This is a genomic window from Paracidovorax citrulli (assembly GCF_900100305.1).
Lineage (GTDB): Bacteria > Pseudomonadota > Gammaproteobacteria > Burkholderiales > Burkholderiaceae_C > Paracidovorax > Paracidovorax citrulli.
The window spans coordinates 56,230-79,453 of record NZ_FNEY01000004.1 but is presented as its reverse complement, the minus strand read 5'-3'; the positions used below and the strand labels follow the sequence as shown (position 1 = coordinate 79,453).

The following is a 23,224-nucleotide window of genomic DNA, read 5'->3' as shown; positions in this document are numbered from 1 at the left end:
GGCGGCGTCCGGGGCTCCGGCCCCGGATGCAGGCGATGGGTTTCAGACCGTGGCGACCGGCGTCACGGGCGAACCCACGGCGCCGGGCAGGTTCAGCGGCGGCGCCGTCAGCAGGAAACGGTGGCGGGCGTGCTCGCGCAGCCAGCGCGCCAGCGGCGTGAGGTGCCACAGCTCGCCCAGGTGCACGCCCAGCTTGAACAGGCAGTGCTCGTGCAGCGGCAGCGCCGCGCAGCAGGCCGGCCCCGGGCGCGCGGGCAGCCCTTCGACGGCGTAGTTGTCGGCCGCGATGGCGGCGAGCTGGCTGTCGGTGATCCACTGCAGCAGCTTCTCGTCGCGGCCGTCCAGCACCGCGCATGCGTTGTGCAGCACCTGCGGGTCGGGATGACGGCGCATGCCCAGCACCACCTCGGCGAAGCCCGTGTGCAGGCAGACGATGTCGCCCTCCTCCACCACCACGCCATCGGCTTCGAGCACGCGCATCAGCGTGTCGTAGCCGACCAGCGTGCGCGCGTCGCCCAGGTGGGCGCGCAGGTCGATCATCACGCCGCGGCCCTGCACGCCCGTGCGCGCCATGCCCTCGATGCCCAAAGCATGGGCGGCCGAGGTGCTGCCGGCCGCGTCCGTGGCGGCCGGCACGCCCGTGTCGCGCAGGTCCCGCGGGCCGACGATGTGCCGTCCCGCCGCATAGCCGTTGTAGTAGAGCGCCTCGGGCAGGCCGTCGCCGTTGGCGTCGAACAGCGATCCGGCATGGGCCAGGCTGTCCCATTGCGTCGAATACTGCAGGTACAGGATGGCCAGGTCGTCGGACATCACGTCGGTGCGGCCCGGCTCCAGCTCCGCCAGCAGGCAGTTGAAGTTGACCAGCCCCTTGCGCACCGATGGCCGCAGCACGGGCGGGTGGCGGGCCGGGTTGAGCGCGCTGCCGCCGGGATAGTCCAGCGGCAGGCTGAGCGCGAACGCCAGGCCCTCGCGCACCTCGGCCACGCCCTGGCGCACCTTCTCGGGCGTGAGCAGGTTCAGGCGGCCCAGTTGGTCGTCCGGCCCGAAATCGCCCCAGGTGGAGCCGGGCGGACGGTGTTTCCAGCGGGGGTTGGAAGGCTGTCGCTGTTCCATGGATGCGGTCCTAGTCCCTCTGCAGAAATTCCGCGAGCGCGGCATCGAAGGCCTGCGGCGCTTCGAGGTTCGACAGGTGCGACGCCGGCAACTCGGCCAACTCCGCGCCAGCGATGCCGGCCTGCATGGCCCGCGCATCCGCCACCGTGGTGACCGGGTCGGCCTGGCCGGCGACGAGCAGCGTGGGCACGCCGATGGCGCCGATCGCGCCGCGCAGGTCGGCCTGCGCCAGCGCTTCGCAGCAGGCGGCATAGCCTTCCGGCGCGATGCCGGCCACCCAGCCCTGGGCGCGCCGCACCACCTCGGGCTGCGCGGCGGCGAAGGCATCGGTGAACCAGCGCCCCGGCGCCGAGGCCGCGAGTTCGGCCATGCCGGCCGCGCCCTTCTCGCGCACCAGCGCGGCGCGGGCGGCCCAGCCGTCGGCCGTGCCGATCTTCGCGGCGCTGTTGGCCACCACGAGGCGCTCCAGGCGTTGCGGCGCGTTCACGCCCAGCCAGAGGCCCGTGAGGCCGCCCATGGAGATGCCGCAGAAGCTCGCCCGGGCGATGCCCAGGGCATCGAGCAGCGCGACCACGTCGCCGCCGAGCTGGTCGAACGTATAGGGCCCCGGCGACACCACGCTGCCGCCATGGCCGCGCGTGTCGTAGCGCACCACGCGGTGCGTGCGGGCGAATCGTTCGGCCTGCGCATCCCACATCTCCAGCGTGGTGCCCAGCGAATTGGACAACACCAGCGCCGGCGCGCCCGCGGGCCCTTCGACCCGTACGCGGAAGCTCCCGGCGGCGGTCTGCAGCGTTTCGCCGGTCATGGCCCCCCCGCTCACACGCGCTCCAGGATCACGGCGATGCCCTGCCCCACGCCGATGCACATCGTGCACAGCGCATAGCGCCCGCCCGTGGCATGCAGCCGGTTGACGGCCGTGGTGGCCAGGCGCGCGCCGCTGGCGCCCAGCGGGTGGCCCAGGGCGATGGCGCCGCCCCAGGCGTTCACGCGCTCGTCGTCGTCTTTCAGGCCCAGCATGCGCAGCACGGCCAGGCCCTGCGCGGCGAAGGCTTCGTTCAGCTCGATCACGTCGAGCTGCTCCAGCGTGAGGCCGGTCTGCGCCAGCACCTTCTGCGTGGCGGGCGCGGGGCCGATGCCCATCACGCGCGGGGCCACGCCGGCCGTGGCCATGCCGACCACGCGGGCCTTCGGCGCCAGGCCATGCTTGGCGGCCGAGGCCTCATCGGCCAGCAGCAGCGCGCAGGCGCCGTCGTTCACGCCGCTGGCGTTGCCGGCCGTCACCGTGCCGCCCTCGCGCACCACGCCCTTGAGCCGGGCCAGCGCCTCCAGACTGGTCTCGCGCGGGTGTTCGTCCTTGTCCACCACCACCGCGTCGCCCTTCTTCTGGGGGATGGTGACGGCGGTGATCTCGCGCGCCAGGTGGCCGGCCTTCTGCGCGGCCACGGCCTTGAGCTGGCTGGCCAGGGCCATGCGGTCCTGCGCCTCGCGCTCGATCTGGTAGTCGTCGGCCACGTTCTCGGCCGTTTCCGGCATGGAATCCACGCCGTACTGCGCCTTCATGAGCTTGTTCACGAAGCGCCAGCCGATGGTCGTGTCATAGACCGCGTTGCTGCGACTGAAGGCGGTTTCGGCCTTCGGCATCACGAAAGGCGCCCGGCTCATGCTTTCCACGCCGCCCGCAATCATCAGGCCCGCCTCGCCCGCCTTGATGGCGCGCGCCGCCGTGCCCACCGCATCCAGGCCCGAGCCGCACAGGCGGTTGATGGTGGCGCCCGGCACGTCGATGGGCAGGCCGGCCAGCAGCGCGCTCATGCGGGCCACATTGCGGTTGTCCTCGCCGGCCTGGTTGGCGCAGCCGTAGAGCACGTCCGTCACCGCGGCCCAATCGACCCGGGGGTTGCGCGCCATCAGCGCCTTGAGAGGAGTGGCGCCCAGGTCGTCGGTGCGCACGCTGGAGAGCGCGCCGCCGTAGCGGCCGAAGGGCGTGCGGATGGCGTCGCAGATGAAGGCTTGCGAAGAGGTCATGGTGTCTTGTCTCCTTGGGGTTGAGGGCGCGGCGTTTCAGGCGGCGCGGATGGACAGGCCGACGAGGCGTTCGAGTTCCCCGTGCTCCAGGCCCTGCACGGCGTCGATCAGCACCAGGCCGTCCGGCGTGCAGGCCAGGGTGGCGAGGTCGGTGTAGATGCGCTTGACGCAGCCGATGCCCGTCAGCGGATAAGTGCACTGCGCCACGATCTTGGACTGGCCCTGCTTGGTCAGCAGGTCCATCATCACCCAGGTCTGCTTGGCGCCGATGGCCAGGTCCATGGCGCCGCCCACGGCCGGAATGGCCCCGGGCTCGCCCGTGCTCCAGTTGGCCAGGTCGCCCGTGGCGCTGACCTGGAAGGCGCCCAGCACGCAGATGTCCAGGTGGCCGCCGCGCATCATGGCGAAGCTGTCGGCATGGTGGAAGTAAGCGCCGCCCGGCAGCAGCGTGACGGGCTGCTTGCCCGCGTTGATGAGGTCGTAGTCCTCCTGCCCGGCCGCGGGCGCGGGGCCCATGCCGAGGATGCCGTTCTCGCTCTGCAGGATGACTTCGCGGTCGGCCGGTATGTGGTTGGCCACGAGGGTGGGCTGCCCGATGCCCAGGTTGACGACGGCGCCTTCGTGGATGTCCTGGGCCACACGCCGGGCCAGTTCGTCTTTGCTGCGTTTCTGATAGCTGCTCACGCTGATTCCTTCTGCGCTGGTGGCCTGTTCAATTCCGATGCGATGCCGGGCTCAGGCAGGCTTCCTGAAGCCCGCGCCCTGGGTGGCGGTGCGCTCGATGCGCACGATGCGGCTCACGAAGATGCCGGGGGTCACGATGGCCTCGGGGTCCAGCGCGCCCAGCTCCGCGATCTCGTGCACCGTGGCGATGGTCTGCCTCGCGGCCGTGGCCATCACGGGGCCGAAATTGCGCGCGGACATGCGGTAGGTCAGGTTGCCCCAGCGGTCGCCCCGCTCGGCCTTGACGAGGGCCACGTCGCCGTGGATGGGGTACTCCAGCACGTAATGCCTGCCGCCGATCTCGCGCGTTTCCTTGCCCTTCGCCAGCTCGGTGCCGTAGGCCGTCGGGCAGAAAAAGGCGCCGATGCCGGCCCCGGCCGCGCGCAGGCGCTCGGCGAGGTTGCCCTGCGGCACCAGTTCCAGCTCCAGCTTGCCGGAGCGGTACAGATCGTCGAACACCCAGCTATCCACCTGCCGGGGGAAGCTGCAGATGATCTTGCGCACGCGGCCCGTCTTGAGCAGCGCGGCCAGGCCCGTGTCGCCGTTGCCGGCGTTGTTGTTGACCACCGTGAGGTCACGGGCGCCCTGCTCGATCAGTCCGTCGATCAGTTCGCCGGGAATGCCGGCCGTGCCGAAGCCGCCGACGAGCACCGTGGCGCCGTCCTGGATGCCCGACAGGGCCTGGGCGACGGAATCCGCAATCTTGTTGATCATGGGAAGAAAAACCTGGAAGGGGAGCAAAGGCCGGACCGCGGTGCCGCACGGCGACAATCCGGCCCCGCGAGCGGGAGGCAACCGGCTGCCCGGTTGCGAAATTTTGTTCGCGTAAAGAACAAATGTTCGTACAATGAATTAATTCTAGAACCAACGGCTTATGAGCGATACCCCCACGGATATTGGTAAAAACCCTAGGCCGGGCGACAGCTACGTGCAGTCGTTCGCCCGCGGGCTGGAAGTGATCCGTTCCTTCAGCGCCGCCGCGCCGCAGCAGACGTTGAGCGAAGTAGCGGCCTCATCGGGCCTCACGCGTGCGGGGGCGCGCCGCATCCTGCTCACGCTGCAGACGCTGGGCTACGTGGAAAGCGACGGGCGGCTGTTCCGCCTCACGCCGCGCATCATGGACCTGGGTTTCGCCTACCTCTCGTCCATGCCCATCTGGGATCTCGCGGAGCCCTCCATGGAAGCGCTGGCCGGCGAGGTGCGCGAATCGTGCTCGGCCGCCGTGCTGGACGGGCACGACATCGTCTATGTGCTGCGCATCCACACCCACAAGATCATGAGCACCAACCTGGGCGTGGGCTCGCGCCTGCCCGCGTTCTGGACGTCCATGGGCCGCATGCTGCTGGCCGGCCTGCCCGACGAGCGCGTCATCGCGCTCATGAACGACCTGCCACGCAAGCGCTTCACGCCGCGCACCGTGGTCGAGGACGCGGAACTGCTCGCCCGTGTGCAGACCGCCCGCGCGCAGGGCTGGTGCCTGATCGACCAGGAACTGGAGGAAGGGCTGATCTCTGTCGCCGCCCCGCTGCGCGACCGCGCCGGCCGCACGGTGGCCGCGCTCAACATCAGCGGACAGGCCAACCGCACCAGCGCGAAGGTGATGCAGCGCGACCTGCTGCCCGCACTGCTGCGCACGGCCGACACCATCTCTGGGCTGCTGGGCACGCGGCGCGGCTGAGGCCGCGCCCCCCGCGCGGCCCCCTTCAGCCCGACAGTTCCGTAACACAATCCCGGCCCCGGTGGGCCTGCGCCGGCCGGCGGCTTCGCATTCCGCGCGACTGCTTCGCCATGCAGCCCCCTGTCGTGCATGGATGTGTAAAAAATGTGCATGCCCAACGGGGGGCCCATGCAGACTATGTCGACCGCGCACACCACCGATCCATCTTCCACTCTCTCGTCCCCGTCGGCGGCGTGGCTGCGCGAAGCCGCATTGCAGTTCGGCGGGCCGGAAGGCGCGGAGCTTTTCGCCAGGGCGCTCGCTTTCGAACAGGACGGCGTCCGCTACAGCCCCCTGCTGATCCAGGACGCCCCGCAGGAACGCTGGGCGCTGGTGGCCTCGCTGCCCTGCCCCGCCGGCGTGGAAGAACCCGTCTGGACGAGCCTGCTGCTGCACCTCAACGTACCGGCGATGGCGCTCGGCTCCATCGGGATCGGCATGGATCCTTGCGGCCGCGCCACGGTCCTTCAGGCCGTGCCGCCTTCCCATGTCGGCGACGCGGCGCTGCTCGCCCAGGGCCTGTTCCAGCTCGGCTACTTCAGCGGCATGCTGCGGGAGAGCGCGGGCGCGGTGCAGCGCAGCCTGTCCCCGATGATCGAAGCGCATGCCCTCCGCCAGGCCGGGAGCGCGCCCGGTCCGGAAGCCGCGCCGCCGGAAATGCCGCCGCTGCCGCCCGGCCTCGAAGCCGCCACGCAGGCACGGATCGATGCGGACTGGCACCGTCCCCTCATCCAGCAGGCACTGCAGGAACTCGGTGCCGGCAATGCGCAAGCCAGCGGCCTCCCGCTGGCAGGCAGCGCCAGGCTGCACGGGACGGACATCCAGATCGTGGCCTGCGGGGACGGCCGCACCCTGCTGCTGTCCGCGCTGCTGGACAGGCCGCTGGCCGACAGCGCCGCGCGCATCGCGGCGCTGCAGGCCAACGTGGAACTGATGGTGATCGCCGGCTGCGCCCTCGGCCTTTCGCCCGAGGGCACGCTCGTGCAGACACGCTGGGACTCCACCGGCATGGACGGCGCCGGCCTGGCCGTCCAGCTGGACGGATTCGCCGCCCTCGCCGCCAGCATGTCCGGTGCGCGCCCCCCCGGGCAATGACCCAGGACACAAGGAGTTCCCGATGCTGAAAAACTCCACCTCCGCGCCGAGCGCCTCGCCCCGGCACCTGCTGACCTCCCCGGGCAAGGAGACGCAGCCCGCCAGCAGCCAGCCGGCTTCACCCATCGTCCGCGCAGGCAGCCGGCGCTTGCCGGAAATGGAACTGCAGCGCCTCGCACGGCCGGATGCGCAGGCCTCCACCTCCGCCGCGGCCTCTTCCACCAGGCCCCCTCGCAACGATGCGCCCAGGGCCCCGGTGCGCGAAATGTCGCTGCGCTACATGGCCGATGTGGAAGCCCAGACCGACACGCCCGTCCCGGGCAGGGGCGCACGGCTCCTGCGGCAGGGCAGGAACCTGGCATCCAGGGCCCGGAATCTGGCGCAGAGCTCGATGGCCCAGGTAAGGAGCGGCGCGGCCACGGGTGCCGCGTACGCGGGACAGGCCGCCATGGCGGTCAAGGACAAAGCCGTGCAGGGCTACCACTACACGGCGGCGAAGGCGCAGCAGGGCTGGGAGGTCACCAGCCAGTTCACCCGGCAAAGCGCGCAGGACGTCGTGGGCGACCGGCTGCCCAGCCGCGCGGCCGTGGGTGCCTTCGCCGGCCACACGGTGCAGCAGTTGCTGACCTGCGGCATTCCCACCTTCTCCCGCGAATACGCGATGCTGCAGATCTACCGCGGCATCGTGAATTCCAGGTTCGCCCAGGACAACCCCTTCGCCATCGTCGGCATGCAGACCGCCGTGTCGATGGCGGCCGTCCTGGCGCACACGAAGTTGCGGCATGCCCGCATGGACCGCGATCCGGAAGCGGCGGTCAAGGGCCATTTCGGCCTCACCGACGCGCAATGGGACGCCATGTCCCCGCAGGACAAGGCAAGGCACAAAGAGATCCAGCGGGCGGATTCGCGGCGCGTGACGGCGAACCAGGTCATCGCCGAAACCGGCAACTTCGTGATGGGCGCCACCGCCGCGGCCGGCGGGGACCCCAGCGTGTCGGCACGGGTGCTCGCCACCCAGGTGCGCAACATCATCTACGCCGCCATGCGCGAACTGATGCAGGCCAGCCTCAAGTTCGTCGATACCCGCGGTCCCGGCACCAGCGGCGTGAACAATGCCAACATGAGCTCCATGGCGGCGGTGTACACATTGATGACCATGGGCGCCAGCACGGCCTCCGACGCCGTGGTCGGCGCGGTGCTGAACGCGCGCTCCGTCAGCCTCAGCGGGCTGCAGTTCCAGGTGGCGGACACGAACAACCCGGTCAACGATCCGCAACTGGAGAACGCGGCCCTGGTGGCCCTGGTCCGCGGGCTCTTCAACACCGCGGTGGAGGCGATCGACGCGGGAGTGGGCAAGCACTACGAGACGAAGCAGGTCGGCGCGCGGCAGGTGTGGAACTCGGGCAGCAAGCTGCCCATGAAGGACCACGACCGCATCCTGGACCACTCCGTCGCGCGGTTCTCCTGGAACCAGCTCGCGGGCATGGCCAATCTCGCGGTGCAGCAGGCGGCCAGGGCCACCGGCCTCGACAAGGCAGCCCCCGCGCTGACTTCGTTCCTCGGCGTCGGCACGACGGCCGCCGCCTTCGGCCTGGCCTACCGCAATACCAACCAGACCTACCAGGCCCACGCCAGGGTGCGCTCCGCCGTGGCGAGCGCGCAGGCGCCCGCCGCCCCGGCGACGGCTCCTGCGCCGGACGGCAGCTCTCAGGCGACGGCGTCCGGCACAGGCCACACCACGCAGGCGCGGCAGCGCCATGCCGCAGCCCAGGAGATCGAGGAGTCCACGGACGACGATGCCTCCGTACCGCCGCACGGCGCGCAGGCCCGGCCCACGGCCTGATATGGCACCGCGCAGGGACGATGCCGCCGTGCTACGCTGCGCGGCATCATGTTCAATCCCACGCAAGCGGACGTGCGCCGCTTTTTCTGCGCGGTGCATGCCAAGGCCCAGGCAGGCCAGCCGATGGAAGCCATCGAAACCCTGGCCAGCCTGTGGATCGCGGAACACCCCGAATACCACGAAGAGCTCTCCAACGTGGACGCGGCCCTCGCGCGCGACTACGACCGCACGCCCGGCCGCACCAACCCCTTCCTGCACCTGTCCATGCACCTCTCGATCAGCGAGCAGTGCAGCATCGACCAGCCGCGCGGCATCCGCCAGGCGGTGGAACTGCTCGCCGCCCGCCTGGGATCGCTGCAGGATGCGCACCATGCCGCCATGGAATGCCTGGGCACCATGCTCTGGGAGAGCCAGCGCTCGGGGCGCCCCCCCGATGGCGACGCCTACGTGGCCTGCGTGCAGCGCCGGGCCACGCGCGACTGAAACCGCCCCGGCGGTAGCTATAATAAAAATAGCAAACACCCGAAGACGAGCACGGCAGCCCCACCATGATCCGACCTCCGGCACGCCGGGAACAGGGTTTCGAAGGGCGGTACTGAAGTGCGGCGCTGGCGCCTGTCCCTGCGCACGGCCATCGCCGTCCCGCTCGCGGCCCTCTTCATCGGCACCGTGGCCTTGCAGGCGGTCACGCAGCACCGCCAGATCGATGCGCTGATCGACCAGGAAGCGCCCGCCTGCTCGACGCCGTGACCCACACGGCCAGCGACCGCCTCGTGAACTTCCTGGCCACGCCCCTCTGAGCGGCACCGCGGCTTCACCCGCCGCAATTAATCAACGGCATTTTCCCGAAAAAGGAAATGGGTAAATACCCTGGAATATGCGCCCGCGGCGCGAAACTCAGCGGAAGCCCGATTGCCGCACCACCTGCAATTCACCGTCGAGCGAACCCAGATATCCGGACAGGGCCTTGAGCTCGGCATTGGAGAACTGCTTGGCGATGCCCGCCATGATCGCGTTGGAGCGGCCCACGGCGGCCGCGGCGGGGCCGCCCGTCTTGTAGGCCTTGAGCGCGGCGAACAGGTAGTCGGGGTGCTGGCCCGCGATCTTCGGGTAGGACGGATCGATGGGCTTGGAGAAGTTCTCCCCGTGGCAGGACACGCAGGCGCCCTTCTGCAGCAGCTGCGCCACCTGGGCGCTCGGCTCGCGCGAGGCCTTGGCGGGCGCGCCACCCTGGCGGGCCTGGCCGGCGTAGTAGGCCGACACGTCGGCGATGTCCTGGTCGGAGAGGGAATCGGCGATGCCGCGCATGGTCGGGTGCCTGCGGTCGCCCTTCTTGTAGGCCTGCAGCGCCGAGGCGATGTAGCCGGCGTTCTGGCCCGAGATCATCGGCACCTTGTACACCTCGGGGAAGCTCGCCTGGTAGCCCGGGATGCCGTGGCAGCCGATGCACATGGCGATCTTGCCTTCCCCGGCCTTCACGTCTCCCTTGACGTCCTGGGCATGCGCCACCGCGGTCACGCAAGCGACAGCGACGGCGAATATCGTGGTCAACTTCTTGTTCATTTTGCGCGCACAATCCAATGGAGTTTGTCGGTGCTCGGGGGCCAAAATGATTATAGCCAGCGCCCCTTCCGGCCATTTATCAACGATTACCCTCACCGCCCGCACGCAACGACCATGAAATTCCAAGGCTCCGAAAGCTATGTCGCCACGCCGGATCTCAAGCTCGCGGTGAACGCGGCCATCACCCTGCAGCGCCCGCTGCTGGTCAAGGGCGAGCCGGGCACCGGCAAGACGCTGCTGGCCGAGGAGGTGGCCCGCACCCTCGGCCTGCCGCTGCTGCAGTGGCACATCAAGTCCACCACCAAGGCCCAGCAGGGCCTCTACGAATACGATGCCGTGAGCCGGCTGCGCGACAGCCAGCTGGGCGACGCCGAGAGCGGCGAGCGCGTGAAGGACATCCGCAACTACATCGTGCAGGGCGTGCTCTGGCAGGCCTTCACCGCCGACCAGCCCGTGGCGCTGCTGATCGACGAGATCGACAAGGCCGACATCGAATTCCCCAACGACCTGCTGCGCGAACTCGACCGCATGGAGTTCCACTGCTACGAGACGCGCGAACTCATCCGGGCCAGGCACCGCCCGCTGGTCTTCATCACCTCCAACAACGAGAAGGAGCTGCCCGACGCCTTCCTGCGCCGCTGCTTCTTCCACTACATCCGCTTCCCCGACGCGGACACCATGCGCCAGATCGTGGCCGTGCACTTCCCCACGCTCAAGAGCGAGCTGCTCACCGCGGCGATGAAGACCTTCTACGACGTGCGCAACCTGCCCGGTCTCAAGAAGAAGCCCTCCACCAGCGAACTGATCGACTGGCTCAAGCTGCTGGTGGCGGAAGACATTCCCCTCTCGGCCCTGCAGAGCGCGGACGACAAGGTCTCCATCCCGCCGCTCGTGGGCGCGCTGCTCAAGAACGAACAGGACGTGGGCCTCTTCGAGAAGCTGGTGCTCATGAACCAGCGCAACCGCTGACCCGGGAAGCGCACGCCATGGCCTTCGTCGAACCCGTCGTCCTGCAGGACCGCGGCATCCGCCTGGAGCCGCTCGCGCCCGCCCACGAAGCGGGCCTGGCCGCCGCGGCGGCCGACGGCGAACTCTGGACGCTGCGCGTCACCTCGGTGCCCGAGCCCGCCGACACCCGCGCCTACATCGGGGCCGCGCTGGAAGGCCGCGCCCAGGGCCACCGCTTCGCCTTCGCGGTCATCGAAGAGGCCAGCGGCGAGGTGCTGGGCACCACCAGCTTCCACGACATCCTGCCCGCCGTGAAGCGCGTGGAGATCGGCTGGACGTGGTATGCCCGGCGCGTGCAGCGCACCCACGTCAACACCACCGCCAAGCTGCTCATGATGGGCCATGCGTTCGACACGCTCGGCTGCCACGTCGTGGGCTGGCGCACCGACAACTTCAACTTCGCCTCGCAGCGCGCCATCGAGCGCCTGGGCGCGAAGAAGGACGGCGTGCTCCGCGGCCACGCGCTGCGCCGCGACGGCACCATCCGCGACACGGTGATGTACAGCCTGCGCGCGGGCGAATGGCCCGAGACGAAGGCCCACCTGCTCTATTTGCTGGAACGGCACGGCGCGGCAGCGGCCTGACGCGCGAAGGAAGAGCCCCATGCTGATCGACTTCTTCTACGCGCTGCGCGCCGGCCAGCTGCCGGTATCCGTCAAGGAATACCTCGCCCTGCTGGAGGCGCTGCAGGCGGGTGTCGTGGGCCCGAAGTCCGAGGACGGCTGGAGCCTCGACGACTTCTACCACCTCGCGCGCACCGTCCTCGTCAAGGACGAGAAGCACTTCGACAAGTTCGACCGCGCCTTCGGCGCCTACTTCAAGGGTGTCGAGATGGTGGCCGACTTCCGCAAGGAAGTGCCCGCCGACTGGCTGCGCCAGATCCTGGAGCGCGAACTCACGCCGGAGCAGAAGGCCGCCATCGAGAAGATGGGCTGGGACGAGCTCATGGAGACGCTGAAGAAGCGCCTGGAAGAGCAGAAGGAGCGCCACGAGGGCGGCAGCAAGTGGATCGGCACCGGCGGCACCAGCCCCTTCGGCCATGGCGGCTACAACCCGCAGGGCGTGCGCATCGGCGGCGCGGGCAAAAACAGGAGCGCCGTGAAGGTGTGGGAGCAGCGCGCGTACCGCGACTACGACGACACCCAGGAACTCGGCACGCGCAACATCAAGGTCGCCCTGCGCCGCCTGCGGCGTTTCGCGCGCGAGGGCAACGACCTGGAGCTGGACCTGCCGGACACCATCCGCAGCACGGCCGCCAATGCCGGCTGGCTGGACATCAGGATGGTGCCCGAGCGCCACAACAACGTGAAGGTGCTGCTGCTCATGGACGTGGGCGGCACCATGGACGAGCACGTGCAGCGCGTGGAAGAACTGTTCTCGGCGGTGAAGAGCGAGTTCAAGCACCTGGAGTTCTACTACTTCCACAACTGCGTCTATGACTACATGTGGAAGAACAACCGGCGCCGCTTCGCGGAGAAGTTCCCGACCTGGGACATCATCCGCAAGTACAACCGCGACTACAAGCTGATCTTCGTGGGCGACGCGACCATGAGTCCCTACGAGATCCTGCAGCCCGGCGGCAGCGTGGAATACCACAACGAGGAGCCCGGCGCGGAATGGCTGCAGCGGCTCACCCACGCCTTCCCGAAACACGCCTGGATCAACCCCGAACCGCAGGGCGTCTGGCAGTACCGGCAAAGTATCGGCCTCATCCTACAGTTGCTGGGGGGGCGGATGTATCCTTTGTCCCTCAAAGGCCTCGAGGAGACCATGCGGCTGCTGTCAAAATAAACTTCATGCCCAGCCTGACTACAGCGCCGGCCCGTTGGCCGGCGTTGCTGCTTCTGAGTCTCGTGGCGCTCCAGGGCTGCAGCATGCTGCCCGGCGCCCGCGACAAGGCGGACAGCGACGACAACACCGCCACCATCGCCTCCGATAACGGGGAAGCCGCAAGCGGCGCAGATGCCTTCACGCTCGACGTGCGAGGCCCCGACGCCGTGCGCGAACTGCTCGAGCGGCACATGGAACTGCAGCGCTTCCGCAAGCTGCCCGACCTGCAGGCCAGCGAACTCTCGCGCCTGCTCGGCGCGGCCGACGCCAATGCCCGCGAGCTGCTGGGTACCATGGGCTACTTCAGTCCCACCCTCACCATCGCCCTGGAGGAAACACCCGGCGGCCCCGCGCCCCGGTCCATCACCGTGAACGTGGAGCCCGGCCCGCGCACCCTGGTCGCCGCGACCGACATCGCCTTCACCGGCCCCGAGGCCGAATCGCCCGGCTTCGCGCGCCGCAAGGAGCGCATCCAGCGCTCCTGGTCGCTGCAGCCCGGCCAGCCCTTCACGCAGGACGCCTGGGACGGCGCCAAGGCCGGCGGCCTGCGCCAGCTGCAGGTCCGCCGCTACCCCACGGCGCGCATCGACGCCAGCCGCGCCGAGATCGACGCCGACCGCAGCGAGGCCAGACTCGGCGTCACCTACGCCCCGGGCCCGCCCTACCGCTTCGGCGCGCTGCGCGTGCAGGGTGCTCAGCGCTACGACCCCGACGGCGCGCGCCGCATCGCGCGCCTGCCCACGGGCTCGGACTACTCCGAGAAGGAACTGCTGGACGCGCAGGCGCGCCTGGCCAGCAGCGGCTACTACGACGCGGTGTTCCTCGCCCTCGACACCGACGGCACCGACCCGCAGGCCGCGCCCGTCACCGCGCAGGTGCGCGAGGCGCCGCTGCAGAAGGTGGTGTTCGGCGTCGGCATCTCCACCGACACCGGCGCGCGCCTGAGCGTGGACCATATCCACAACCGCCTGCCCGGCATCGGCTGGCGCGCGGTGAGCAAGGTCGCCATCGACCAGAAGACGCGCCTGCTCTCCACCGAATGGACGGCCCTGCCCGAGGAGAGCGGCTGGCGCTGGTTCGGCGGCGCGCAGGTGCAGCGCGAGGAAACCGGCAGCTACGACACCGACAGCGTGCGCCTGCGCGGCGGCCGCACGAAAAGCACCGGGCATATCGACCGCAGCTACTTCCTGCAGTACGACGACTCCAAGAGCCGCGGCCCGTCGGCGCCACCCTCCAGCAACGCCATCAGCGCCAACTACGGCTGGACGGGCCGCTACTTCAACAACGACACCTCGCCCACGCGCGGCTACGGCCTCGCGGCCGAACTGGGCGTGGGCACGACGCTGCGTCCCGAGCGCGAGCCGTTCGTGCGCACGCGCGTGCGCTGGCAATCCTTCGTGCCCCTGGGCCGCGTGGACATGGGCGAGGGCGTCATCCGTTCGAGCCGGCTCTCGCTGCGCGCTGAAGGCGGCGCGGTGATCGCCCGCCAGGGCGCGGACATCCCGGTCACCCAGCTGTTCCTCACGGGCGGCGACACCACCGTGCGCGGCTACGGCTACCGCAAGATCGGCGCGCGCACCGAGAACGACACCCTCTACGGCGGCCGCTACCTCGCGGTGGGCAGCGTGGAATGGCAGCGCCCCATCACCCTGCGCGGCAACCGCACCGACTTCGAGAGCGCCGTGTTCGTGGACGCCGGCGCCGTGGCCGACCGCTGGGGCGACTTCGATCCGCGCGTGGGCGTGGGTGCCGGCCTGCGCTGGCGCAGCCCCGTGGGCCCGCTGCAGGCCGACGTGGCCTACGGCGTGCAGGCCAAGGCCCTGCGGCTGCACCTGCGCCTGGGTTTCAGCTTCTGACCGGCTCCGGCCGCTTTTATCCGCGCGATCCGATGGCCACGCACCAGACCCCGAACCCCTATGCCGCCGCCGCGGCCCCGCCACCCCGCGCACCCCGGCGGCGTGCCCTGCGCATCGCGCTCTGGTCCCTCGCCAGCCTCATCGCACTGCTGCTCGTGCTGCTCGCCGCGGCCTGGTGGTGGACGGGCACCGGCAACTCCCTGGCCACCGCGCTCGCCCAGGTCGCCCGCTACCTGCCGGCCGGGCAGACCCTGGAAACGCGCGACGTCTCCGGCTCCGTGCGCGCGGGCGGGCAGATCGGCTGGCTGCGCTGGAGCAGCCCCACCCTCGTGGTGGAAGTGCAGGACGCGCGCATCGGCTGGAGCCTGCCGCCGCTGCTGCAGCGCGAACTCTCGCTGGGCGAAGTGCATGCCGCGCGCATCGTCGCCACGCCGCGCACGCCCGCGGAGCCCGAGCCGGACAAGCCGGTGCAGCCCCTGGAACAGCTGGTGCTGCCGCTGCGCATCGACATTCCCCTGCGCGTGGACGAAATCACCTGGGCCGCCGCCAGCCCCGCCACCGTGCGCAACCTCGCCGGCCGCTACCGCTTCGACGGCGACCAGCACAGCGCCACGCTCGACAACCTGGAGCTGGCCCGGGGCCGCTACAGCGGCAGCGCCACGCTGCAGGCACAGGCCCCCATGGCCCTGGAACTCACGGCCGACGGCGTGGTCCGCACACCCGCTCCCGGCGGCGGCGCGGACCTGGAAGCCACTGCCCGCGCCGAGGTGCGCGGCACCCTCGCCACGGCCGCCGCGCGCCTGGACGTGTCCGGGCGCCTGCAGGCCGTGGCCGCGCAGGCCGCAGCGCCGCGGGGCCCCGCGGCGTCCGCGCCCCGCCGCGCCGGCTCCGCGCCCCGTCCGGCCCCCGCCACGCCCACCACGCCGTCCGCTTCGGTAGCTGCTTCATCCCCCGCCGGCACGACGCCTTCCGGCACGGAGCCCATGCAGGCCCAGGTCCAGGCCCGCGTCGCCCCCTGGGCGCCGCAGCCCCTGCTGCAGGCACAGGCGCAGGTGCAGGCCCTGGACGTGGCCGCGATCTGGCCCCAGGCCCCTGCCACGCGCCTGAGCGGCCGCATCGAAGCCGCGCCCGCGCCGGCCACCGCGCCAGGAACCGGGGCTCCGCAGGCCGTGCCGCAGCCGGCGCCTGCCCGGGCACCGGCATCGGCCGCTTCCGCGCCCTCCGCGTCCGCCGGCACGCCGCCAGCGACCGGCTGGGCCCTGTCCGCCCAGCTGGAAAACGCCCTGCCCGGCCCCTGGGACAAGGGCCGGCTGCCGGTCGAATCCATCGACGCGCGCGCCGGTTTCGATGGCGCACGCTGGAGCGTGCCCCAGGCCACCGCCCGCGTGGGCAGCGGCACGATCGCGCTGGAAGGCGCCTTCACGCCCGCCACGCATGCCCTGCAGGGCGACCTGGAACTGCGCGGCGTGCGGCCCGACGCCGTGCTCAGCACCCTGGACGCCGCGCCGCTGTCCGGCCGGGCGCGCGCGCGCAGCGACGGCGCCCCCGCCGCCGACCACAACGATGCCGCGCCCGTCCCGCTGGTGCGCTTCTCGGCCGACATCCGCTCCGCAGGCACCGGCCGCGCGCCACGCGAGGGCGGCACGTCCACCGCGCAGGCCGCCCCGCCGCTGCGCATCGACCGGCTCGCCACCGAAGGCACCTGGCAGGGCACCCTGCTCACCCTGGCGCAGCTGCAGCTGGACGCGCTGCAGGTGCAGGCCAGTGCGCGCCAGTTGCGCATCGACACCGCCGACCGCTCCGCCCAGGGCCAGTTGCAGGCCACGCTGCCCGGCGCCACCGCACAGGTGGACGGCCGCATCGCCCCGCGTGCCGGCGCGGGCACGCTGGACCTGCGCGTCGCGGACGCGCAGCGCGTGCAGCGCTGGATCGAATCCGTTCCCGGCCTGGGCACCGCCCTCGGCGGCGCGGCGCTGCAGGGCGAGGCGCGCCTCGACGCCCGCTGGAACGGCGGCTGGGAATCCCTGCTGGGCCAGTTGCAGACCGCCGGACTCGTGGCAAAGCCCCGGACCGGCGGCGCCACCGCCGCCGGCCCCTTCGAGCTGCAGGCCCGCCTCGCCGCCCCGCGCTGGGAAGTGGCCCTGCCGCCGCGGCCCGGCACCGGCGCGGGCCCCGCGACGCTCAGGCTCACGGCCGTGCGGGCCGACGTGGCCGGCTCCGTGCCGCGCGCCACGCTTTCCCTGGACGGCGAGGCGCGGCTCGACGAGCGCCGGCTGTACCTGCGCCTGCGCGGCTCCGGCGGCGCCGCCGGCCCGGACCAGTGGCGCGCGCAGATCGACGAACTGCGCCTGCAGGCCCGCGACGGACAGCGCCCGGGCCCCTGGACGGTGCAGTTCGCGCAGCCGCTCACCGTGTCGGCACGCACCGCGCCCACGCTGCAGGTGGAAACCTCCGGCGGGCAGGCGCGCGTGTCCGCGCCCGCGCCGGGCGATGTCACCCTGCGCTGGGAGCCCGTGCGCTTCGCGCGCACCGCATCGGGCGGCCTCCAGCTGCGCACGCGCGGCCAGCTGCAGGGCCTGCCCATGGCCTGGGCCGAAGCGCTGGCGCAGGGCAGCGACGCCCTGGACCGCCTGGGCGTGCAGGGCAACCTCGTCTTCGACGGCGACTGGGACGTGGACGCGGGCGACACCCTGCGCGCGTCCGCCAGCCTGCGCCGCACCTCCGGCGACCTGCGCCTGCTGACCGGCAACGCGCCGGCGGCCACCGTCGTGCGCAGCAGCGGCCCGAGCGCGGGCACCGGCACGGGGCCGGCCGCCGGCATGGTCCGTGGAACGGCTGCCGCCGCCAACGCCTCCGCGACCGACACGCCGCGCGGCGCCGGCACCCCCGCCGGCGTGCGCGCCGCCGAAGTGCGCGTGCAGGCGGAAGGCGACACCGTGCGCGCGCGCCTGCAATGGGACAGCGAGCGCGCCGGCCAGGTCCAGGCCGAGGCCTCCACGCACCTGGCGCGCGTGGGCGAAGGGTGGGAATGGCCCGCCGACGCGCCCCTCTCCGCCACCGCGCGCGCGCGGCTGCCCGACGTGGGCGTGTGGTCCACGCTCGCCCCGCCGGGCTGGCGCGTGCAGGGCACGCTCGATGCCGACGTGGTGCTGTCCGGCACCCGCACCGCGCCGCGCTGGAGCGGCACGCTCGCCGCCGACCAGCTGGCCGTGCGCTCGCTGCTCGACGGCGTGGACCTGCAGAACGGCCGCCTGCGCGCGGCGCTGCGCGGCGACCGGCTCGAGATCACCGAGTTCCGCGTGAACGGCGGCCCCGGAAGCAGCGCACGCATCGCGGGCTTCAGCGGCAACCGCACCGCCGCGCCCAAGGACGGCGGCACCCTCTCGGGCACCGGCACCGTGTCCTGGGCCGGCATGGGCCGGGAGGCCGCAGCGGGCGGCTCGGGCATCGCCATGGACTTCACCGCGGATGCGCGCGCCCTGCAGGTGCTGGTGCGCGCCGACCGGCAGGTGAGCGTCTCGGGCCAGGTGCGCGCGCAGCTGCGCCAAGGCCAGTTGTCGCTGCGCGGCAAGCTCACCGCCGACCGGGCCACCATCATCCTCCCGGAGGCCGGCGCGCCCAGCCTGGGCAGCGACGTGGTCGTACGCTCCGCCGCCACCGACCGTGCCCGTGCCGAGGCCGCCCAGCGCGAAGGCGCCCAGGCCGGCCGCGTGGAAGCCGCGCGCCCACCGGACATCGCCCTCACCTTCGACCTCGGCGACGACTTCGCGCTGCAGGGCCACGGCGTGACCACGCGCCTGGCCGGCGAGCTGGACATCCGCGGCGCCACCACGGCCGGCGGCCCGCCGCGCATCACCGGCGAGGTCCGCACCGTCGAGGGCCGCTACCGCGCATGGGGGCAGGCGCTCAACATCGAGACCGGCCTCGCGCGCTTCAACGGCCCCTACGACAACCCCGCGCTGGACGTGCTGGCCATCCGGCCCAACATCAGCGTGCGCGCGGGCGTGCAGGTCTCCGGCACGGCCAAGGCGCCGCGCGTGGCGCTCTACTCCGACCCCGAGCTGCCCGACGCCGAAAAACTCTCCTGGGTGGTCCTGGGCCGCAGCACCGCCGCCGGCGGCGCCGAGGCCGCGCTGCTGCAGCAGGCCGCGCTGGCCCTGCTGGGCGGCGGGGGCGGCAACGCCGGTGCGGGCAATTTCGCGAGCCGCCTGGGGCTGGACGAGATCGGCTTCCGCGGACCGAACTCCGGCGCCAGCGGCGAAGACGCCTCGGGCGCCGCGCTCACCTTCGGCAAGCGGCTGTCCAAGGATCTGTACGTCACCTACGAGCGCAGCCTGTCGGGCGCCCTGGGCACGCTCTACATCTTCTACGACCTCACGCAGCGGCTCACGCTGCGCGGCCAGACGGGCGTGCAGAGCGCGGTGGACCTGATCTACACGCTGCGGTACGACTGACGCAGTGCGGCGCGGCGCGGCGCGAGGCGCGGCCGGCCGGCGGTCAGCCCCGGCCGCCGGGCGCCAGCTGGATGGTGCCCAGCCCCGCAGGCGCATCGCCCCCCGCCCTGCGGGGCGCGAGCCAGTACACCCACGCACCCTGCAGCCAGGCCAGCGCATAGAGCGCCGAGGCCGCGAACACGCCCCAGTGCCCCGACCGCCATCCGGCCCAGAACCAGAAAGGCTGCCCCAGCAGCCCGACCACGCACGCCCAGCGCCGCCAGCGCGCCGAGCGCGCCTGCGACAGCCACGCGGCGAATGCGCCGAAAAACGCGATGGCAATCTGTTCAAAAGGCATGGCCGGAGCATACTGTATATTCAAACAGTCTCCAAGGCGGGCTTCGGCTGGATCGCCCGGCGTTCGGGTGCCAATCCGGGGGAGTTCGCGGCCGGCCTTACAATCCGCCGTCCTCTCCTCATAGTTCAATGGATAGAACGAGTGCCTCCTAAGCGCTAGATGCAGGTTCGATTCCTGCTGAGGGGACCAGCCTCCGGCGCCGTGCCCGGCCTCCGACGACGCCTCTCCCCCCCTGTCCGCCCCGCATCACCGCTGCCGCGGCCATCCGTGCCGCCCATGAAAAGGCCCGCGCGAGGCGGGCCCTGGGATCCGGTGGACGACAGCCGCCGTCAGTCGGTGGACTTCTTCAGCGATTCCTTCGCCTTTTCCTTGGAGTGCTCCGCGCGGTTCTTGTGGTAGCCGGCCTTCGCGTTGTTGACGGCCTTGCCCACGGGGCCGCTGTGCTTGGCGTCGTTCTCGGCCCGCTTCTGGTCGATCTTGTGCTCCGTGGCATCCGCCGCCTCGGAGGCGGCCTTGCCCACCTGGGCGTGGGCGGCATGCCCGCCCAGCAGGGCTGCGGCAGCGGCGAGGGCGGCAAAGGTCTTGTGCATGGTCATGGTGCGATCTCCTGTCGGTGTTTTGGCACGCATCCAGCATCGCGGCCCCCGCGGCCCGGCCGTGTCAGCGGGCAGCCCGACCCGCTGGCGGAGCCTGCCGCGCCCACGCCACGGCGCCGGCCCGCTGCCGGCGGCGGCTGCGCGCGGCTCCACGCACCGGGCGCGCTAAACTCGTGCCCCGTCAGGTGCCCCTTTCCGTTCACCGCACTGCGACGCCGGTGAAGACGGAAGGCCCGTGCGCAGGTCTGCCGCCGCGCGGATACGACCCCGAGCCTCCCGCATCCCACCATGGACACCCATCCCCTCGTTCCGGCCGTTGCCGCCGCGGTCTTCGCCGTCGCGCTGCTCCACACCTTCGCCGCCAGCCAGTTCGAACGGCTCTCGCGGCGCTTCCCGCGCCATGCCGGCCTCTTCCACCTGCTCGGCGAGGTGGAGGTGGTCTTCGGCTTCTGGGCCATCGTGCTGATCGCCCTGCTGGCCCTGCTGCAGGGCGGCGCCGAGGCCCTCGCCTATGCGGAATCCCGCAACTACACCGAGCCGCTGTTCGTCTTCGTGGTGATGGTGGTGGCGGCGTCCCGCCCCATCCTGGACGCGGTGACCCGCACGGTGGAGGCCGCCGCGCGCTGCCTGCCCGTGGCACGACCCGTGGCCATGGCCTGGCTGGGCCTGTCGGTGGTGCCGCTGCTGGGCTCCCTCGTCACCGAGCCGGCGGCGATGACGCTGGCCGCCCTGCTGCTCGCGCCCGTGGCCTTCCACGCCGGCATTCCCGAACGCGCAAAATACCTCGCGCTGGGCGTGCTGCTGGTCAATGTCTCCATCGGCGGCACCCTCACCGCCTACGCGGCGCCGCCGGTGCTGATGGTGGCCTCGACCTGGCAATGGGACAGCGCCTTCATGTTCACGCACTTCGGCTGGAAGGCCGCGCTGGCCGTGGCGGCCAATGCCACGCTCGCGGCGTGGACGCTGCGCCCGCACCTGCTGCGCCATGCCGGGCACGCGGCCGTCTCCTCCGGCGCGCCAGACGCTGCTCAGGCCGTCCCGGCGCTGGTGTCTGCCGTGCACATCGCGCTGCTGGCGGGCGTGGTGGTGTTCGCGCACCATCCCGTCGCCTTCCTGGGCATGTTCCTGCTGTTCCTGGGCTTCACGCAGGCCTATGCGCGGCACCAGAGCCCGCTGATCCTCAAGGAAGCACTGCTCGTCGGTTTCTTCCTCGCGGGCCTGGTGGTGCTGGGCGGCCTGCAGCGCTGGTGGCTGCAGCCCATCGTCTCCAGTCTGGAGCCGCTGGCGCTGTTTTTCGGTGCCCTGGGCCTGACGGCGGTGACCGACAACGCGGCGCTCACCTACCTGGGCTCGCTCATCGGCGGCATCCCGCCGCAGAGCCAGTACCTGCTGGTGGCCGGCGCGGTGGCCGGCGGCGGCCTCACGGTGATCGCCAATGCGCCCAACCCGGCCGGGGTGGCGCTGCTCAAGCCGGGCTTCGCGGACGGCACCGTCGGCGCCGGGGAGCTGCTGCTGGGCGCGCTGGTGCCCACGGCAGTGGCGGCGGCGGCCTTCCTGGTGCTGTAACGGGGGCGGGCGGCCCACGCGCTGCCGTCGCTTCGCCACCGGGCGCACGGCTTCGTGCCGGGAACATGCGCTGCGCCCCCCTGCCCTACCCTGGTGCTTTGATCTCCCTGATCATCCACATGGCACCCATCCATCTAAACCCGTTTTCCCGCAAAAAAACCCACCGCAGTTCCCAAGGCGAAAGCTCTTCCCAGGCTGCCGAGCGCGCTTCCCGGCAGGCGCCGCACTCCACGGCGTCGGACCACCTTCCGACCCGGCAGGGCATGGCTTCCGGCGGCGCGCAGGAGCACGCATCCGCCCCCAGGCTGGACCGCAGGCAGCCCTTTGTCCGGAGCCAGTACACCGAACAGTTGGCCACCCGCGCGCTCCAGAGCGTTCGCGAATCGAACGAGGGGCCGCACATCGGCCGCGGTGGTCCCTATACCGACCACCGGATCAACCCTCCCGATGAAGAGGAATGGCAGAACCTCTTCGATGCGGATTCCGCGGCGACCCTGGGCCTGGAGGAGCCCGAATGGGCACAGGCGTCGCAGGCCTGGGAGCCCTGGTACGGCAGCACCACGCCCACATGGGGGAGGGGCAGGCCACCACGACCCGCATCGATCTCAGGGACTATTCCCATGCCAGCGTGAACTCCCTGCCAGAACCAGTGCTGCAAAGCCTGGGAACCGCCCTCGGCCTGCCGGGCAGCACCGGCTATCTACCGGCTCCAGCGCTTGCCGAAGGCATTCGCCAAAGCCTGGCAGCACTGGACATGGGCGTGTTCTCGGTCTATGACAATATGCACATCGTCAACATGGACCGCGACACGCCGTTGCGGTGCAACCTCGACTCCAGCGACCGCCACAGGCTCGCCAACGTAGCGACCAAGACCCACATGACGATCCGCCAGACACCCGTTACGCCGGCCGTACCGGGCGGTCCGTCCTGGCGCGTCAGCATCTATTTCGACGGCATGCCGGATGGAAGCACGCAGCAGAACGGCACCACCCTGAAGGGGGGCGTGGGACGGGTCTACCGCATGGCCTGCGAGGCGGCGCAACTTGTCGCCAAGGCACTGCAGGCCGATCCGACGGTTCAGGTGTCGCACATCTGCGGCTTGTCCATGGGTGGGGGCAGTGCGCAGATGTTCGCAGCGGTGCTGCAAGGCCACCTGCCGTGGGCCCCACCCCCGGCAGTGGTGCTGCTCGATCCGATGCTGCTCAACCCGAAGCAGAAGGCGCACGCTTTGGCGCAGAGCCCCCATGGCTACGATTTCACCCAGCCACGCGGCATCGCGCTGACCCTGGACTACGCGGCCAATCCCCGCAAATGCCTCATGGACCGCCAGCACGCCATCGGTCGATCGTCCGAGGGACTGGTCCGGTTGAGGTTGGGGCTGACCGACCGTGACGGGTTGGGCGGCACGCCTCCGAAGCCCTACGGGCCGCCGGGCACGGGCTACCACGGGAACCGCCACCACTACGAGGCCGCGCTGGCGCGCTTCACACGCTGA

At 71.3% G+C, this 23,224-nt stretch carries 21 protein-coding genes and 1 tRNA gene; 14 read left to right on the top strand and 8 right to left on the bottom strand.

Features of this window, described 5'->3' with window-relative positions; all coding sequences use genetic code 11:
• Positions 1 to 42 precede the first annotated feature (42 nt).
• From BLR99_RS03865 to BLR99_RS03845, 5 genes are read right to left on the bottom strand one after another with little or no spacing between them, the layout of a single operon-like run.
• On the bottom strand, positions 43 to 1,113 hold the full coding sequence (locus BLR99_RS03865; RefSeq protein WP_011796972.1) for a cyclase family protein: 1,071 nt from the start codon (positions 1,111 to 1,113) through the stop codon (positions 43 to 45).
• 10 nt (positions 1,114 to 1,123) lie between these two features.
• Complete coding sequence (gene pcaD / locus BLR99_RS03860; RefSeq protein ID WP_011796973.1) at positions 1,124 to 1,921, bottom strand: 3-oxoadipate enol-lactonase; 798 nt, start codon at positions 1,919 to 1,921, stop codon at positions 1,124 to 1,126.
• 11 nt (positions 1,922 to 1,932) lie between these two features.
• On the bottom strand, positions 1,933 to 3,141 hold the full coding sequence (gene pcaF, locus BLR99_RS03855) for a 3-oxoadipyl-CoA thiolase (protein WP_011796974.1): 1,209 nt from the start codon (positions 3,139 to 3,141) through the stop codon (positions 1,933 to 1,935).
• A 36-nt stretch (positions 3,142 to 3,177) separates the two neighbouring features.
• On the bottom strand, positions 3,178 to 3,825 hold the full coding sequence (locus BLR99_RS03850) for a 3-oxoacid CoA-transferase subunit B (protein ID WP_011796975.1): 648 nt from the start codon (positions 3,823 to 3,825) through the stop codon (positions 3,178 to 3,180).
• Between the two features lie 51 nt (positions 3,826 to 3,876).
• Positions 3,877 to 4,578: a 3-oxoacid CoA-transferase subunit A gene (locus tag BLR99_RS03845; RefSeq protein ID WP_011796976.1), complete on the bottom strand. Its 702-nt coding sequence runs from the start codon at positions 4,576 to 4,578 to the stop codon at positions 3,877 to 3,879.
• Between the two features lie 160 nt (positions 4,579 to 4,738).
• On the opposite strand from BLR99_RS03845, the gene BLR99_RS03840 reads away from it, so the two are divergent.
• From BLR99_RS03840 to BLR99_RS03820, 5 genes are all read left to right on the top strand, one after another.
• Positions 4,739 to 5,542, top strand: coding sequence for an IclR family transcriptional regulator domain-containing protein (locus BLR99_RS03840; protein ID WP_017438324.1), 804 nt, complete (start codon positions 4,739 to 4,741; stop codon positions 5,540 to 5,542).
• 168 nt (positions 5,543 to 5,710) lie between these two features.
• A complete protein-coding gene (locus BLR99_RS03835) occupies positions 5,711 to 6,676 on the top strand; it encodes a type III secretion system chaperone (protein WP_011796978.1) in 966 nt (321 codons plus the stop codon).
• A 22-nt stretch (positions 6,677 to 6,698) separates the two neighbouring features.
• Positions 6,699 to 8,519, top strand: a complete 1,821-nt coding sequence (locus tag BLR99_RS03830) for a hypothetical protein (protein ID WP_011796979.1) — start codon at positions 6,699 to 6,701, stop codon at positions 8,517 to 8,519.
• A gap of 48 nt (positions 8,520 to 8,567) precedes the next feature.
• On the top strand, positions 8,568 to 9,002 hold the full coding sequence (locus BLR99_RS03825; protein ID WP_011796980.1) for a DUF1841 family protein: 435 nt from the start codon (positions 8,568 to 8,570) through the stop codon (positions 9,000 to 9,002).
• A gap of 117 nt (positions 9,003 to 9,119) precedes the next feature.
• Positions 9,120 to 9,269: a hypothetical protein gene (locus BLR99_RS03820; protein WP_017438322.1), complete on the top strand. Its 150-nt coding sequence runs from the start codon at positions 9,120 to 9,122 to the stop codon at positions 9,267 to 9,269.
• A gap of 147 nt (positions 9,270 to 9,416) precedes the next feature.
• On the opposite strand, the gene BLR99_RS03815 is transcribed toward BLR99_RS03820, so the two are convergent.
• Positions 9,417 to 10,082, bottom strand: a complete 666-nt coding sequence (locus BLR99_RS03815; protein WP_011796981.1) for a c-type cytochrome — start codon at positions 10,080 to 10,082, stop codon at positions 9,417 to 9,419.
• Positions 10,083 to 10,196: 114 nt separating this feature from the next.
• Between BLR99_RS03815 and BLR99_RS03810 the strand changes: the two genes are divergently transcribed.
• Genes BLR99_RS03810 through BLR99_RS03790 form a run of 5 tightly spaced genes read left to right on the top strand, consistent with a single transcriptional unit; the run spans position 10,197 to position 19,230 of the window.
• Positions 10,197 to 11,051 carry an AAA family ATPase gene (locus tag BLR99_RS03810; protein WP_011796982.1) on the top strand — a complete coding sequence of 285 codons (855 nt, stop codon included), beginning with the start codon at positions 10,197 to 10,199 and terminating at the stop codon, positions 11,049 to 11,051.
• Between the two features lie 17 nt (positions 11,052 to 11,068).
• On the top strand, positions 11,069 to 11,674 hold the full coding sequence (locus tag BLR99_RS03805) for a GNAT family N-acetyltransferase (protein WP_011796983.1): 606 nt from the start codon (positions 11,069 to 11,071) through the stop codon (positions 11,672 to 11,674).
• Positions 11,675 to 11,693: 19 nt separating this feature from the next.
• Positions 11,694 to 12,881 (top strand): vWA domain-containing protein, encoded by a 1,188-nt coding sequence (locus BLR99_RS03800; protein ID WP_011796984.1) that lies wholly within the window; start codon positions 11,694 to 11,696, stop codon positions 12,879 to 12,881.
• A gap of 5 nt (positions 12,882 to 12,886) precedes the next feature.
• Positions 12,887 to 14,776: an autotransporter assembly complex protein TamA gene (locus BLR99_RS03795; RefSeq protein ID WP_011796985.1), complete on the top strand. Its 1,890-nt coding sequence runs from the start codon at positions 12,887 to 12,889 to the stop codon at positions 14,774 to 14,776.
• Between the two features lie 32 nt (positions 14,777 to 14,808).
• Entirely contained in the window at positions 14,809 to 19,230 is a 4,422-nt protein-coding gene (locus BLR99_RS03790) for a translocation/assembly module TamB domain-containing protein (RefSeq protein WP_048857634.1), read from the top strand.
• A gap of 43 nt (positions 19,231 to 19,273) precedes the next feature.
• Here BLR99_RS03790 and BLR99_RS03785 read toward each other — a convergent pair whose 3' ends face one another.
• Positions 19,274 to 19,567 carry a hypothetical protein gene (locus BLR99_RS03785; RefSeq protein ID WP_041827570.1) on the bottom strand — a complete coding sequence of 98 codons (294 nt, stop codon included), beginning with the start codon at positions 19,565 to 19,567 and terminating at the stop codon, positions 19,274 to 19,276.
• A 114-nt stretch (positions 19,568 to 19,681) separates the two neighbouring features.
• Here BLR99_RS03785 and BLR99_RS03780 point away from each other — a divergent pair.
• Positions 19,682 to 19,756: transfer RNA gene (locus BLR99_RS03780), tRNA-Arg, on the top strand.
• Positions 19,757 to 19,896: 140 nt separating this feature from the next.
• Here BLR99_RS03780 and BLR99_RS03775 read toward each other — a convergent pair.
• Positions 19,897 to 20,163: a hypothetical protein gene (locus tag BLR99_RS03775; protein ID WP_017440462.1), complete on the bottom strand. Its 267-nt coding sequence runs from the start codon at positions 20,161 to 20,163 to the stop codon at positions 19,897 to 19,899.
• A gap of 288 nt (positions 20,164 to 20,451) precedes the next feature.
• On the opposite strand from BLR99_RS03775, the gene BLR99_RS03770 reads away from it, so the two are divergent.
• From BLR99_RS03770 to BLR99_RS03760, 3 genes are all read left to right on the top strand, one after another.
• On the top strand, positions 20,452 to 21,729 hold the full coding sequence (locus tag BLR99_RS03770; RefSeq protein ID WP_011796989.1) for a putative Na+/H+ antiporter: 1,278 nt from the start codon (positions 20,452 to 20,454) through the stop codon (positions 21,727 to 21,729).
• A gap of 98 nt (positions 21,730 to 21,827) precedes the next feature.
• Positions 21,828 to 22,361: a hypothetical protein gene (locus BLR99_RS03765; RefSeq protein WP_139160134.1), complete on the top strand. Its 534-nt coding sequence runs from the start codon at positions 21,828 to 21,830 to the stop codon at positions 22,359 to 22,361.
• Positions 22,358 to 23,224 carry an alpha/beta hydrolase family protein gene (locus BLR99_RS03760; protein WP_138919909.1) on the top strand — a complete coding sequence of 289 codons (867 nt, stop codon included), beginning with the start codon at positions 22,358 to 22,360 and terminating at the stop codon, positions 23,222 to 23,224. Before BLR99_RS03765 ends, BLR99_RS03760 begins: the two co-directional genes overlap by 4 nt.